19 protein-coding genes are annotated in these 12,512 nt (G+C 62.3%); 13 read left to right on the plus strand and 6 right to left on the minus strand.

Features of this window, described 5'->3' with window-relative positions:
• Window positions 1–710: 710 nt before the first annotated feature.
• Window positions 711–995 carry a helix-turn-helix transcriptional regulator gene (locus MKI88_RS15750; RefSeq protein WP_241632348.1) on the plus strand — a complete coding sequence of 95 codons (285 nt, stop codon included), beginning with the start codon at window positions 711–713 and terminating at the stop codon, window positions 993–995.
• Window positions 996–2,279: a type II toxin-antitoxin system HipA family toxin gene (locus MKI88_RS15755; protein WP_241632349.1), complete on the plus strand. Its 1,284-nt coding sequence runs from the start codon at window positions 996–998 to the stop codon at window positions 2,277–2,279.
• Window positions 2,280–2,994: 715 nt separating this feature from the next.
• Here the strand turns inward: MKI88_RS15755 and nadS are convergent.
• From nadS to MKI88_RS15770, 3 genes are read right to left on the minus strand one after another with little or no spacing between them, the layout of a single operon-like run.
• A complete protein-coding gene (nadS, locus tag MKI88_RS15760) occupies window positions 2,995–3,285 on the minus strand; it encodes a NadS family protein (RefSeq protein WP_241632350.1) in 291 nt (96 codons plus the stop codon).
• Between the two features lie 13 nt (window positions 3,286–3,298).
• Window positions 3,299–3,649 carry a type II toxin-antitoxin system RelE/ParE family toxin gene (locus MKI88_RS15765; protein WP_241632351.1) on the minus strand — a complete coding sequence of 117 codons (351 nt, stop codon included), beginning with the start codon at window positions 3,647–3,649 and terminating at the stop codon, window positions 3,299–3,301.
• A 5-nt stretch (window positions 3,650–3,654) separates the two neighbouring features.
• Window positions 3,655–3,840 (minus strand): hypothetical protein, encoded by a 186-nt coding sequence (locus tag MKI88_RS15770; RefSeq protein ID WP_241632352.1) that lies wholly within the window; start codon window positions 3,838–3,840, stop codon window positions 3,655–3,657.
• A gap of 7 nt (window positions 3,841–3,847) precedes the next feature.
• On the opposite strand from MKI88_RS15770, the gene MKI88_RS15775 reads away from it, so the two are divergent.
• The gene (locus tag MKI88_RS15775) at window positions 3,848–4,159 is read left to right on the plus strand and encodes a hypothetical protein (RefSeq protein WP_241632353.1); all 312 of its coding nucleotides are present in this window, start codon (window positions 3,848–3,850) and stop codon (window positions 4,157–4,159) included.
• A 246-nt stretch (window positions 4,160–4,405) separates the two neighbouring features.
• Here MKI88_RS15775 and MKI88_RS15780 read toward each other — a convergent pair whose 3' ends face one another.
• Complete coding sequence (locus tag MKI88_RS15780) at window positions 4,406–5,116, minus strand: RES family NAD+ phosphorylase (protein ID WP_241632354.1); 711 nt, start codon at window positions 5,114–5,116, stop codon at window positions 4,406–4,408.
• 7 nt (window positions 5,117–5,123) lie between these two features.
• Entirely contained in the window at window positions 5,124–5,534 is a 411-nt protein-coding gene (locus tag MKI88_RS15785) for an MbcA/ParS/Xre antitoxin family protein (protein WP_241632355.1), read from the minus strand.
• Window positions 5,535–5,633: 99 nt separating this feature from the next.
• Between MKI88_RS15785 and MKI88_RS15790 the strand changes: the two genes are divergently transcribed.
• The 7 genes from MKI88_RS15790 (at window position 5,634) to MKI88_RS15815 (ending at window position 10,552) form a co-directional block, all read left to right on the plus strand.
• Window positions 5,634–6,128, plus strand: a complete 495-nt coding sequence (locus MKI88_RS15790; protein WP_241632356.1) for a HipA domain-containing protein — start codon at window positions 5,634–5,636, stop codon at window positions 6,126–6,128.
• A gap of 329 nt (window positions 6,129–6,457) precedes the next feature.
• On the plus strand, window positions 6,458–7,393 hold the full coding sequence (locus MKI88_RS15795) for an ArdC family protein (RefSeq protein WP_241632357.1): 936 nt from the start codon (window positions 6,458–6,460) through the stop codon (window positions 7,391–7,393).
• Complete coding sequence (locus tag MKI88_RS15800; RefSeq protein ID WP_241632358.1) at window positions 7,390–7,656, plus strand: hypothetical protein; 267 nt, start codon at window positions 7,390–7,392, stop codon at window positions 7,654–7,656. The genes MKI88_RS15795 and MKI88_RS15800 overlap by 4 nt, the downstream gene beginning before the upstream one ends.
• Before the next feature lie 98 nt (window positions 7,657–7,754).
• The gene (locus MKI88_RS15805) at window positions 7,755–8,684 is read left to right on the plus strand and encodes a HEPN domain-containing protein (RefSeq protein ID WP_241632359.1); all 930 of its coding nucleotides are present in this window, start codon (window positions 7,755–7,757) and stop codon (window positions 8,682–8,684) included.
• A 227-nt stretch (window positions 8,685–8,911) separates the two neighbouring features.
• Window positions 8,912–9,640: a LuxR family transcriptional regulator gene (locus MKI88_RS15810; protein WP_241632360.1), complete on the plus strand. Its 729-nt coding sequence runs from the start codon at window positions 8,912–8,914 to the stop codon at window positions 9,638–9,640.
• A 194-nt stretch (window positions 9,641–9,834) separates the two neighbouring features.
• Window positions 9,835–10,041, plus strand: coding sequence for a transcriptional regulator domain-containing protein (locus MKI88_RS21530; RefSeq protein WP_407073368.1), 207 nt, complete (start codon window positions 9,835–9,837; stop codon window positions 10,039–10,041).
• Complete coding sequence (locus MKI88_RS15815) at window positions 9,947–10,552, plus strand: DNA -binding domain-containing protein (protein ID WP_241632361.1); 606 nt, start codon at window positions 9,947–9,949, stop codon at window positions 10,550–10,552. Before MKI88_RS21530 ends, MKI88_RS15815 begins: the two co-directional genes overlap by 95 nt.
• Window positions 10,553–10,577: 25 nt before the next feature.
• Here MKI88_RS15815 and MKI88_RS15820 read toward each other — a convergent pair whose 3' ends face one another.
• Window positions 10,578–10,880 carry a hypothetical protein gene (locus MKI88_RS15820; protein ID WP_241632362.1) on the minus strand — a complete coding sequence of 101 codons (303 nt, stop codon included), beginning with the start codon at window positions 10,878–10,880 and terminating at the stop codon, window positions 10,578–10,580.
• A 222-nt stretch (window positions 10,881–11,102) separates the two neighbouring features.
• Here MKI88_RS15820 and MKI88_RS15825 point away from each other — a divergent pair, with 222 nt between their 5' ends.
• The 3 genes from MKI88_RS15825 to MKI88_RS15835 are packed head-to-tail and all read left to right on the plus strand — an operon-like array spanning window position 11,103 to window position 12,434.
• Window positions 11,103–11,324 carry a helix-turn-helix domain-containing protein gene (locus tag MKI88_RS15825; protein ID WP_241632363.1) on the plus strand — a complete coding sequence of 74 codons (222 nt, stop codon included), beginning with the start codon at window positions 11,103–11,105 and terminating at the stop codon, window positions 11,322–11,324.
• Between the two features lie 46 nt (window positions 11,325–11,370).
• Window positions 11,371–11,841: a S26 family signal peptidase gene (locus MKI88_RS15830; protein ID WP_241632364.1), complete on the plus strand. Its 471-nt coding sequence runs from the start codon at window positions 11,371–11,373 to the stop codon at window positions 11,839–11,841.
• Window positions 11,835–12,434 (plus strand): lytic transglycosylase domain-containing protein, encoded by a 600-nt coding sequence (locus MKI88_RS15835; RefSeq protein ID WP_241632388.1) that lies wholly within the window; start codon window positions 11,835–11,837, stop codon window positions 12,432–12,434. The genes MKI88_RS15830 and MKI88_RS15835 overlap by 7 nt, the downstream gene beginning before the upstream one ends.
• Window positions 12,435–12,512 lie beyond the last annotated feature (78 nt).

The following is a 12,512-nucleotide window of genomic DNA, read 5'->3' on the forward strand; positions in this document are numbered from 1 at the left end:
CAAGCTTCCACGCCGATCAGGCAGGGCGACAGCTTCGAGAAAAACGGCAGCATCTGCTTCCTGTGCAGTCGCTTCATCAACACCGTGGCACCGTTCCCATCGACGCCGTGCGCCTGAAACACGCTCTTCGCCAGATCGAGGCCAATTGTCGTGATCGTCATTGCGAACGCTCCTCTTCTCATCGGTTGACCGACCGGCAGCATAGCAACTGCGTCCGGCGCGGGGGCGTCCACATCATCAATGCAAATCAGATTTCCAGAGCGAGCGGCTTGCCTCCCCGACAAATCGTCCATCCGCGGCGTTGTCAGGCCGCCGGCAATCGCCCATTCGTTGCAGAAGTCGATTGGTCTGACGTCAGCAAGGCCAGACCACGAGTGGTGGGTATTAACGTGTGGACAAAGGTGCCGGTCTGCGGCGCCGTGCTCGGGCGTTTACGGGCTTCCGAACATTGGGCGTTGTGGCGACCGAAGTTGCTCTTTGCATTCTCCTGCATTCGATGGCGGACCGAGTGTAATGGGCCACCTCTAGAATCGCTCGATGCGGAATATCGCTCAACTTGTGTAACATGAGCGAAATAGCGCTTGATTTACTCGCGGCGCGTTTGTAGCGTAATTCCGCATTTTATGAGTAGAAGGGCGGAATTGCGCATGGACAAGAATGTCTTTTCCATCCTTGGCAATCAATTGCGCGGATGGCGCAAGAAGCGCGCTATGAGCCAACCGGCACTTGCGCAGCGGCTTGGCCGCGACCGTGCGCGCATCTCCGAGCTCGAGCGCGATCTGATCGGCGGGCGCTGGGGGCGCGACCGGCTGACACTCTTCGCCGAGATCTGCGACGCACTCGATTTGGTGCCCGTACTTGTGCCGCGCGCGCGGGCCAACGCGATCCGCCGCGACATTGAAGGAATGCAGGGTATCGATTTCAGCCAGCCCGCGAGCTCGGTATTCGACGAGTTGTACGTCGACCTCAGCGAGGATGAAGGGGAGGATCGCTAGATGGCGAAAGTTCCGGCGATCCTCGGCGTCTACCTGCTCGACGAGAAGCGCGGAACAGTGAAGGCAGGCACGCTCACGCGCGATATCGACGGCGCCGTCAGCTTCACGGTAGCGGAACCCTATCTGCGCGACCCCGAGCGTCCGATCCTAAGCCTTGGCTGGTACGATCCAATGTCCGACGCGGACATGCGCAATCGGCTTGCCGCGCGTGGCGACAAGATCGGCCTGCACGGCTCCGCGCCACCATGGTTCGCGGGACTGCTCCCCGAGGGGGCGCTGCGCGAACTCGTGCTCACAGAGATGGGGCCGGGCGATCATGATCAGTTCGACGTACTGACGCGACTAGGCGCAGATCTGCCCGGTGCCGTGTTAATCGTGCCCGAGACTGATGCGCCAGCGTCGGCGGGTCCGCTGGATCTCGTGTCAGTCAGCGGTTTTCGCGCGCCCGAGCCTCAAGGCCTTGTCAAATTCTCACTCGCCGGCGTCCAGCTCAAGTTCACTGCCAATGTCAATGGCGAGCGGCTGACCATGCCTGGGCGCGGCAATACGGGCCGCTGCATCATCAAGCTCCCGAGCCAGGCCTATGCCAGGCTTCCCGAGGCCGAATATGGCGCGATGACACTTGCGCGAATGATCGGCGTGGAAATCGCTTCCTGCCGGCTGATGTCGCGCGACGCGGTGGATGGCGTGCCGGACGAGATGCTGGCGCACGGCGAGAAGGTGCTCGTGGTAGACCGGTTCGACCGGGCAGCCGACGATACGCGCATCCATATCGAGGACGCGGGGCAAATCATCGGCGCAATCGGCGACCGCAAATACACGATGGCGACAACCGAGACGATCATCAACATGGTCAGCCGCTTCAGCACCGACCGACGTGCGGACATTCTTGAGGCAATCCGCCGAGTGGTCGCTGATGTGCTCATCGGCAATGGCGACAACCACCTCAAGAACTGGTCGTTCCGTTTCGCAGAACCTGGCCAAGTCCGGTTGTCGCCCGCCTATGACATTGTCCCTACGGTCCTGTACCAGCCCCACGACACACTCGCGCTGCGCTTCGTGCGCACGCACAATTTCGATGCAGTCAATCTCCACCGCTTCGAGCGTGTGGCGAGCTTCTTGCAGGTCGATCCCAAATGGATCGCTCGCGAGGTCAAAGTGACGGTCGAGCGGGCACTCGACATTTGGCCGACGGTGGCCCCTGAACTGCTCGGCGAGAAATGGGCGACGGCGTTGCTCGCGCGCCTCGATACGATGAGCCTCGTCCGCGAATTGCGAACCTGACGCTCCGCCGACCAGCTGCAGCGTCTCCTTGGCAAGAAGTCGATGGAGAACGAGCTGCTGCGCGAGGTAGTCTCCCGGGCCGCAGGTCCAAAAAAACTGCTGTTGCGCTCGACCTCGTTGCCGGGGGATGGCCGGTGAGCGCGGTCGCCGACGCGATCGGTATGTCGCGCCCGCACCTGTCTGCCATGCGCCAGCCAAAGCAGCGACGGCCGCGCGGAAGGCCGCCGCTGCCCGACGCCGAGCTCGTCGCCGATATCCGCTTGGGCAGCCGACCTGTTTCGAATTTGTGAAGGGGAGAGAAGGGCGACGACGGAGCAAATTGAAGCGAAGTGACAAGGCGCTCCGTCTGCGACTTCGAGAAATTCTGGTGCGAGGAGAAGCTCAAGCGGGCCATGGCTGCGGCTGCATGACCTGCGGCACGGCTTTGCCAGTCATAAGTCGGCGCGCTCCGAAACCTTGCCGATGGTCGACAAGCTGCTCGCCGCGCTCGATGCCGAGGTCGACGAGGGGGAAGGATAGAGCGCGCTTTCTGTACCCTTGAAATGTGTCGGAATCCCGTCAGTCTCACGAATACTCGGCAACGCACAGCTCAATGGCACGCTCCAAAAACCTGAGAATGCCGCCATGCACCCGTGCGTGAGGTGTGTATCCCAATTACCGGCTCGATGCGAAGCATCGCAGCCCCCTGCGCTATCCCGGAAATAGCTCTGCCCGGTCAGGCCACGCGCAGCACGTCGCGGGCCTCGCGGGGCAGATGGGCGATGACCGAGAGATAGGCGCTGGCGGTGGCGTCGGGCTGACGGCGGCCCTGTTCCCAACCCTTGAGGGTCGCGAGAGGAATCCGGTAGGCGCTGGCAAACGCCTGCTGCGAGAGCCCCAGCTCCTCGCGGATCGCCCGCACGTCGGGCACCTCGATCACATGGACGCGCGCCACCTTGCCCTTGCCCTGGGAATGTGCTGCGGCTTCTTCCATCGCCGCAATCAGGTCCTTGCCAAAGTCCGACATCGCTTGTGCTCCTCTAATCCACCGTGGCCTTGATCGTCGCCGCGAAGGCGGCCACCGCCTTTTTCTCGTCCGCGCTCAGGTCTGTTGCCTGCGCCTTGGCGTATGCCAGCAGCAGGTAGAGCGGGCAGTCTGGCCGGTAGTAGAAATAGACCACCCGCGCCCCGCCGCGCTTGCCACTGCCCGAACGCGCCCAGCGCAGCTTCCTCACTCCGCCAGTGCCGGGGATCACGTCGCCCGCCTCGGGATCATGGGCGAGGTAATCGACCAGCATGGCGCGTTCATCCTCGTTCCAAATCTTCTCGGCCGCCCGCACGAATAGCTGCGTCTCGGCAACGGTGATCGGGCGGGTCTTCACCGCGACCATATGCGTCAATGACGCCCAAAAGGCAAGCCGGTGTTGACCTGCTCTCCGGCAAGCTTGAAGCGATAGCGACCGCCGTTGTTGACCAGCGTTCGCGCCGCAAGCGCGACGAGATTGTCGCGCGTGGTCGGGACCGGCCGGGCAAGCGAGACGCTGAGGTCGACCGACAGTCCCTCGAATATTGACAGGCGCAAGACGGCGTTGAAGTCGATCGAAGCAGCTGTAGCTCAGCATCACGACGGCGCATCCGCAGCGCAGATTGCTGAATTGCTGGCCGTTCCTGGTTTCAGTACCGCCTTCGTGCATTATGCCGGGCGGCTGCGGCTCACTGGAGACGGCCGCGCCGCACGCTACCATCTTGCTGGCGATGCCATTGCCGAGCCGGACGCGGTCGACATCATCCCTATGTCGCCACAGGGCAAGGCATTGCTTGCCTACCCGTGGCCAGTGAGCACGCGGTCGCGGCCGATGGGCTCCCGCCAATCCACAAGGATCCCTTCGATCGGCTGCTGATCGCTCAATCGATGATAGAGGGCATCACCTTGCTCACCGTCGACGAAATCGTCGGTCAATTCCAGGGCCGATCCACAAGATCTGACAAGTCCGTATTTCGCCGCTTTTTACACCGAAATGCGTATACCTCGCTATGTCGAGTGCCAAACTATGCCGGGCGGGGGTAGGGTTCCGCGGTTTGCCAGCGCTTTGCCAGTAATCTGATCGGCCGAGTTTTGACGCGGTACATCCCAAGGATGGGCTCGTTTATGCCTCAAGGCGGAATATCTCGCCTTTGCCGTCAAGCCGAAGCTCGTGAATCATATCGACGCGCTCGCCGTTCCAGTGGTAGCGGAAATGCCGTCCCTGCTCCGGCTTCGCGACCACATCCGGCCAGAAGGCGGCGATGCACTCGCCGCCACGGTTGCGTACCGAGGGATAGACGATGCCATTGCCGCCGGCATCGCGTTGCTGGCGCGCGAAGGCTTGTGATGGCGCGTAGTCATCGGGCCTAAGAAGGGGCTCAAATCCGGCTGTCCTGATATCGGCGAGTTCGGCCTGGACCGCGCCGACCAGTTCGCGCATGTCCGAAATCCAGCCAGGCTCGTCGCTGGTATCGAGCAGGCGCTGCGCCTGGTGATGCGTGACTTCCGCGACCGCGGTCTCGAAATTTCGGGCGGCATAATAGGCGCCGAAATGGCCGTCGTGGAATCGTCCCGGCCGGTCCGGCGAACAATGGGTGAAGGGCGCCATGACGTAGCTTGCGCCCGGCCCGGAAACGCGTCGCTCGACGGGGATGAGATCGAGATTGCCGATCGTCTCGGCGATCCGTGGATTTGTCCTGGCTTCAGCGGCCGCCAGCAACTCCCAGTCCTCCGGATCGGCGAGATCCTCGAACAGGTCGATCGGGGGATATTTGCTTTCGATCAGGCGGACAGCAGTCGGCCAGTCGACAAGGAACAAAGGTGCATCGGGCATCCGCCGGTCACCACGCGCCGCGATAGCTGTCTAGATAACGTCGCACGCGCATCAAGTCGGTGAGTTGACCACCCAACATCACGTCCAGCGCCGAGCGGTCGCCAAAGGCGCGGTTCGGCGCCTTGATCCAGCGATAGCCGCGCTCCGTCTCGGTATAGAGGAGGCGCAGCGCCTTGTGGATGCCGATCAGGTTCGACAGGCGCGCGGCGAGGTCGACGTTCCAGCGACCATATTCGCCCTGCTTCCAGCGTTGATAGGTGCGCACCGCGATGTCGCCGAGCATGATCGCTGCCTGAGCATCGGTGACACCCCAGTGATCGAACAGCCGGATTACCGCGCGCTGCATTGCCTGCACTTGTGCGTGCGAAAAATCGGGAGTGGGTGCCGGAGCGGCGCCCTTGATCGCTACAAGCCGCATCTCGCGTCCTTTGACAATTGGCGTACATATGAGATTTTGACGCCATTTGTCAATATTTGACGGGCCCGCTGCTTTGGCTTTGCCCTCGCCGGGGGCATCATGGCATTTTTACCGAAATGCAGATGCAGTTCTGGATTTTTAGTATCGGTCAGTCGCTTGGCCACGGGCCGCCCGCTGCCCGATGAAGTTCGGGATCCTTCCCCAGTCGCCGGCGTCCGGCCGAAAATTGCCCTCACGGTTCTGTCTGGAGACCAGTTCGGTATTCCGCGGCAGGGCAGTGGTGCACCCACCACCCATATACTCAAGCTTCCGGACCCCGATCATCGCCATGAGGCGCGCGATGAAGCCTTCGTTACGCTTCTGGCCGCGCGGTGCGGATTTTCAGTGGGAAGTTCGGTCGCCGAGCGTGTGAACGGCCACGACGTTCTCCTCATTCAGCGTTTTGACCGGATTGTTGAAGAGGACAGGATTTACCGCCTGCATCAGGAAGATTTCGCACAGGCTTCCGGGCTACCCGCCGAGCTCAAATATGAACGCAGGGGCCGACCGGGGCGCAGGTTTGATGCGTCCGCCATTGGCAGGCGATCGGGGTAAGCGGACCTTCGTTCATGTCGACCGCCATTTGCCGCCCAAGGGTCGGCTATGTGTCGCAACCAGACAGCTAGTTTTCATTGTTTGGCATCTCGTGGCTTGCGCTATCCGCGCTCCCGCGCGGGTCTGTTTGTATCCAGCTCGGACAGGCGAGGGTGGGCGTCACGTCCTCTAGCCCCGCCCGGACGGGCTGCAACCCGGCTGTGCCGGGTCCTTCTCGTTGTTTCGGTCCTTTGGATGCAGCCCGCCCTTCAGGGGCGTGGCTGCCGGTCGCTCCTGCCGCCCACCCCCGCCCGCCCGGGCCGGGTCGGTGGCGAGAAAGGAGCAAGACCATGCATCGCAAACCATCGATCGAAGACCGTGTCAGCCTTTACGCCGGTGTCACCCAGAAGGTGGTCTCCGAACTCGAGGTCGGCCGCCTGCCATGGGTGCAGCCATGGGATGCGGAAGGCGCGACTTGCGATCTTCCGCACAATGCTGGCACGCTTCGGCATTATTCGGGGATCAATGTGCTGATCCTCTGGCATGCATGCACTGAAGCTGGCTGGCAGTCGCAGCGCTGGCTGACCTACCGGCAGACCCTGGCGCTCGGCGGCAATGTCCGGAAAGGCGAGCGCGGCACGACCGTGTGTTATGCGGATAAGTTCGTCCCCCGCGACGAAGCCGCGCGCGCCGTCAATGACGGCGACGAGGCCCGCAGCTTTGAAAGCGACGGGGCAACGCTCCCCCAGAGCGTCGCCAGACGCTTTCTCAAGCGCTTTACCGTCTTCAATATCGACCAGTGCGAGAACCTGCCCGAGCATGTGACGGCATTGCCCGAGCGCCCATCGGGGCATGACATCTATGTCGAGGCCGAGGAGATCATCGTCGGCAGCCGCGCCGATTTTCGCGTCGGCGGCGACAAGGCCTTTTATGCGCCGGGACCCGATTTCGTGCAGGTGCCCGAGCAGTCGGCCTTTCATCATCCGCTCGACTGGTACCGCACCGTCTTTCACGAGCTCGGGCATTGGACGGGGCATGGGTCTCGGCTGAACCGCGAGCAGCGCGGGACATTCGGCGGGCCCGATTATGTGCGCGAGGAACTGGTTGCCGAAATGGCCTCGGCCTTTGTCTGTGCGGCGCTGGGCATCCAGCCGACCGTCCGGCACAGCGATTATATCGGTGCCTGGCTCGAGGTGATCAAAGCCGATGAGCGCGCGATCTTTCGTGCCGCGTCCCAGGCGAGCAAGGCGGCCGACATGCTGCTGCGCAGGGGAGGCGTGTCATGAGCGGCTTTCTCACACTGCGCTGGCGTCGCCTGCGCCGGCAATTCTCCTGCCGGCTCGGGAGATCGCGTACGCTGGGCGAACGGATCGATCGCGCGACCGCGACCATGCCCTTGTTCACCTACACGGTGTTCAGCCTCCATCGTCATGAGGGACATGATTACGCCACGATCGCGAAGATGCTGCGGCTCGATGTCGACGAAGTCGAGCGGCACATCGCCGCCGCCCTTCTCCACCTCGCTGTCGCACTTGATCGTGATGATTGACGACAAATCCACCCTCGCTGGAAAACAGCGAGGGTGGATCAACAGACACATGCTTCACCTTGCCAAAGCGCTGGCGCTCCACGAAAAGATCGACAACCATGCGCAAGGACCTCGATCATCTTCCCGCCGCCAAGCAGCGCGACCTTGAGCGCGTGCTCAAGCTGCTCTTCGAGGAGTTCGAGGATGCAACCGCGCTTGGCAGCCATGACTGGAAGAAGAAGGGCCGCATCCTCAAGGTCATTCTTTATGGCAGCTATGCGCGCGGAAACTGGGTCGATGAGCCGCACACAGCCAAGGGCTATCAATCCGATTTCGACCTCTTGATCATCGTCTCGGACAAGCGGCTGACCGACCCGATCAAGTTCTGGGAAAAGGCCGAGGACCGGTTGATCCGCGAGTTCTCGATCACGCAGACCATCAAAACCCCGGTCAATTTCATCGTCCATACGCTGGGCGAGGTGAATGACGGTCTCGCGCATGGCCGCTATTTCTTCATGGACATCGCGAAGGACGGCATCGCGCTCTACGAGAGCGAGGACAGCGAGCTTCATACCCCCAAGCCCAAGACGCCTGAACAGGCACTGGCCATGGCGAAGGAATATTTCGATGAGTGGTTGCCGAGTTCGCTCGATTTCTATGAACAAGCGAAGCACGCGATGGGTAGGGGCCGAGGCAATATAGCCGCTTTCGAATTGCACCAGGCGACCGAGCGCCTCTATCATTGCGTGCTGCTTGTCGTGACCTTCTACACCCCACACGTCCATAATCTGGGCTTCCTGCGCACCCAGGCCGAGCGACTTGACCGCCGCCTGATCGATGCCTGGCCGCGCGAGACCAAGCGCGACCGCGCGCGCTTCGAAAAATTGAAGGACGCCTATGTGAAGGCGCGCTACTCGAAGCATTACCGCATCACCGAGGAAGAACTGACCTGGCTTGGCAACCAAGTCGAGGAACTGGGCCGCATCGTTCACATCATCTGCTCAGAGCGCATCGCCGAACTCGAACAGGCAGCGTCGCCCAAGGCCTGACCCGGCCAAGCCTCACGCTGATCTTACCCGGCGCGCGCCCTTCGGGCGCGCGGACTAAGTCGCTAGGAGCGCAGGGATTTTTTAACACATTCGGGTGACGCTTGGGCATGGCCCGCAAGCACGACCCGCTTTCGTCGCCTTTGGGCACGGCGCATGGATCATCACCTGGCGCGTCGAACGCCCTGGCCGATCAGTCGCCCGGCAATTCCACCGGCGCATTTGAAATAATGTCCGAATTTCTGATGCGCACGCGCAAGGCCAGCGATCTCGAGACCATTTCAGCTTGTCTTGCCGAGAGCGCGCGCAAGCTCGGTTTCGATCATTTCGCGCTTGCGCATCACGGCGATATTGCAGCGCCCGCCGCTGGTCTCGTCTTCCTGCATGACTATCCCGAACATTGGGCCCACATGTTCGCCGACCGCAGCCTTCACCGGATTGATCCCGTGCAGCACGCCGCCTCGATTGCTCGCCATGGCTTTGCCTGGGATGAGTTGCCAGCGCTCTTGCCGCTTTCCGGCGAGCAAAAACGAATGCTGGTGGACGCACGCGGCGCTGGCCTTGTCCAGGGCTACACCGTCCCCTTGCTGGCCTCAGGCGAGCTACGCGCCAGCTGCTCCTTTGTCCGCTCGGCCACCGCCGAGATGTCGAGCGCGGTCATGACCGCAGCGGAATGCCTTGCCCATCTCGCCTGGTCAGCCGCCATCCGAACGGTCAGGCCGGGGCCAAACCCCCGACCCAAAATGCTCAGCCCGCGACAACGCGACTGCGTGGTGTTGATGGCGATGGGAAAGACCGACTGGGAAATCGGACACATACTCGGCCTCGCTGAAAATACCGTCACGGCCTATCTGAACCACGCACGCACACGCTTTGGCGTGGCGCGCCGTACCCAGCTTGCGCTTGCAGCGCTCTACGCCGGCGAGATCGGAATCGCGGAGATACGCAGCTGGCAATAGCTCCTTAAGGAGGTATCGCCTGCGAAACGGTAATTGGTGATCTTGCCGAGCTTTGGTCATTCGAGGGCATCACCATGCGAATCGTTCCAAAGACCGAGGGCCAGCAAGCGCCTGCGCAGCAATGGCCTGCCCCCAAATTGTGGCGCGATCCCGGCTTCTACAGCCGGATCGCCGAGACGGGGCGCGCAGGGCTCATGTGGGAATGGCTGCGGCGCGATCCGCACTATCGACGGGCCCTTGAGCGCGCGCGCGCCTCGGCCCCACACGCAGCATTTCACGGCAATGCCCGGGTCATCGACACGAGCAATGGCGATCAGGCTGCGGCACACAAATGGGGGTTGCGATTTCGCCGAGGATGCAGGTCGCGATGCGGTTGCAGCGCGGATCTTCTGGACCGCTGATCGCGATCCATCGGTCCTGCGCGCCCATGCCAATTCGGCGCGGGCAGGTCTCGATATAGCCGAACTGGATGATATGGCGACGGTTCTGCGCTGCAAGGGCGGAACTGAATCGCTCCTGGTCCGCAACGGGCGATGCTGGCTTCGTGTCGACATCGTGAGCGGCACGTTACTCGATGGCCCAGTCGAACTCGATCTCCTGGTGACAGGGACCGTACCGATCGAGCCGCAACTCGGCGCGCTGCGGATGGTCGCAGCGCTGCGGCGCGACGGTCGCCTGCCAGCCGATGGGCGTGGCTGCGACTTGCGCCTTCAACGCGAGGTGCTGGCGCTTCGCGCGCACGACGCGCGCATGGACGGCGCCAGCATGCAGGACATTGCGCGCGCGCTGTTCGGGCAGGAAGGGGCGGGAGGCTGGATGGGGTCATCTGATTATCTCAAGTCGCGCATACGCAGGCTCGTGGCACTTGCACGGCATCGCGCAGAAGGCGGCTACAACGCGCTGCTTCGCTGAAATGTCCGCTCGGCGCACATGATGATCAGGACGATCGCGCATCGCGCAGGCGGCGCGCGAAATGCAGCCGCCACAGATCGGCAAGAAGTTCGGGCTCCCGTGATGAACCCGCAGTCACGACGATGGCGCTGGCCGGATCAGCGGGGTCGAGCCGCACCGCAAAGGGGCATTTCCCGGTGAGACGCATCGAATCGACGGGCAGGCCATCGCGCCTGAGCGCGGCTTTTGCGGCTTCGTCAAAAGAGAGATCGGCCCATATGGCCAGCACCAGCTTCTTGAATTCGGCGAGCGTCAGCGCGCCGAGTGGCAGCACCATCCTGTCATTCATGAGGGGTCACGATCATGTGCTGCATAGCCTTGCCCAACCTGCATTTTTTGCAAAGGACGCACCGCGTCCATCAACCGATCCCATTGTCTGCGCATGGGAGCACCATGGCGCGAGAGTCGAATCCGGGCGAGCCCGGAATCGACTCTCGCGCACAACATTTTCTGACGCGAAGTTGCAATCGACAATTGTGACAACGGCATCACGAGCGAGGAGGTCACAGCGATGGCCAGTCAATGGATCCACAACGCCCATGACGCCCGGCGATCGCCCTATTTCACCAACGACGAAGCCGCCCATTATCTGGGAATCTCGTCACGCTCTCTGAGGCGCTTGCGCGCGACCGGCCAGGCCCCACAGCATCGCTGGCATGGGATGATGATCCGCTATCATATCGATGACCTCGAAAACTGGTCCAGGCCTTCGCGTGCAAATCCCGGTGGCTGAAGCGCCACACCGGTCAAATGGCTGCGGTGCGCTGCCGGCCCTGTCGATGCTTGTAGTCATCGGCACGATCTGGACGATCATGACAAGGCCCGCACCAGTCATTGTTTGGAATCTGAGCGCAAGTGCGCCAAAGGGCATCTACCATGTTTCGCGCGGCAAACCGGCGCATAAGGGCGAGCTTGTCGTCGCACATATCCAGGGTCCGCTACGCGACCTGGCAGCAAGGCGTCGCTATTTGCCGGCGGATATCCCGCTCATCAAGCGCATCGCGGCCGAACATCCCGATCACCTGTGCACGCGCGGCAATGTCATCCATGTGAACGGTCGCGCAGTCGCGCGCCAGCTCGCCCAGGATGCGCTTGGACGCCCGCTGCCGCGCTGGAATGGATGTCGCGTGCTGTTGCGGCATGAGGTCCTTTTGCTCATGGACGCGCCCACGTCCTTTGACGGCCGCTATTTCGGACCGTTGAACCTGAGCGCCGTCGACGGGAAAGCGCAGCCGCTGTGGACATGGTAAGATACTGCGTCGCCGGTGCAGCACTTGCGCTGGCCGCCCCCCTCCAGGCCAATTCGGTCGAGCCGTGGCGCGTGCATATCGACGAGGCCGCACGGCGCACCGGGATTCCGGCGCCCTGGATAGAGCGCGTCATGCACGCTGAATCTGCAGGGCGCACGCATCTGAAGGGGAGGCCCATCACCAGTCCAAAAGGCGCCATGGGACTGATGCAGCTCATGCCGGGCACATGGCGCGAAATGCGTGCACGTCACGGACTTGGCCATGATCCCCATGATCCGGCCGACAATATCCTGGCTGGAGCCTTCTATCTGAAGCTGCTCCATGCGCGCTTTGGTTATCCTGGCCTGTTTGCGGCCTATAATGCGGGGCCCGCTCGCTATCAGCGGCATCTGGCAACGGGCCAGAATCTTCCAATGGAGACACGCATCTATCTGGCGCGGGTGACCGAGACCGCCCCGATCAGTGTCGGCTCACTTCCCGATGCCCGCCGCCCGACGCTGTTCTTCAAGCTTGGCGATGTCGCGCAGGTCAGCTTTGCGCGCGCGTTGCAGGGCGGACCTGACGGACTTTTCGTGCCTCTTTCAGGACAGTGAACTGCAGCCAGTATCGGGTGCTGCACGCGGGGCATGCGAAAAGCGAAGAGAAAGCTGATGAACATTGGCGATCAGGAA

This window comes from Sphingomonas sp. LaA6.9 (genome assembly GCF_022601895.1).
Lineage (GTDB): Bacteria > Pseudomonadota > Alphaproteobacteria > Sphingomonadales > Sphingomonadaceae > Sphingobium_A.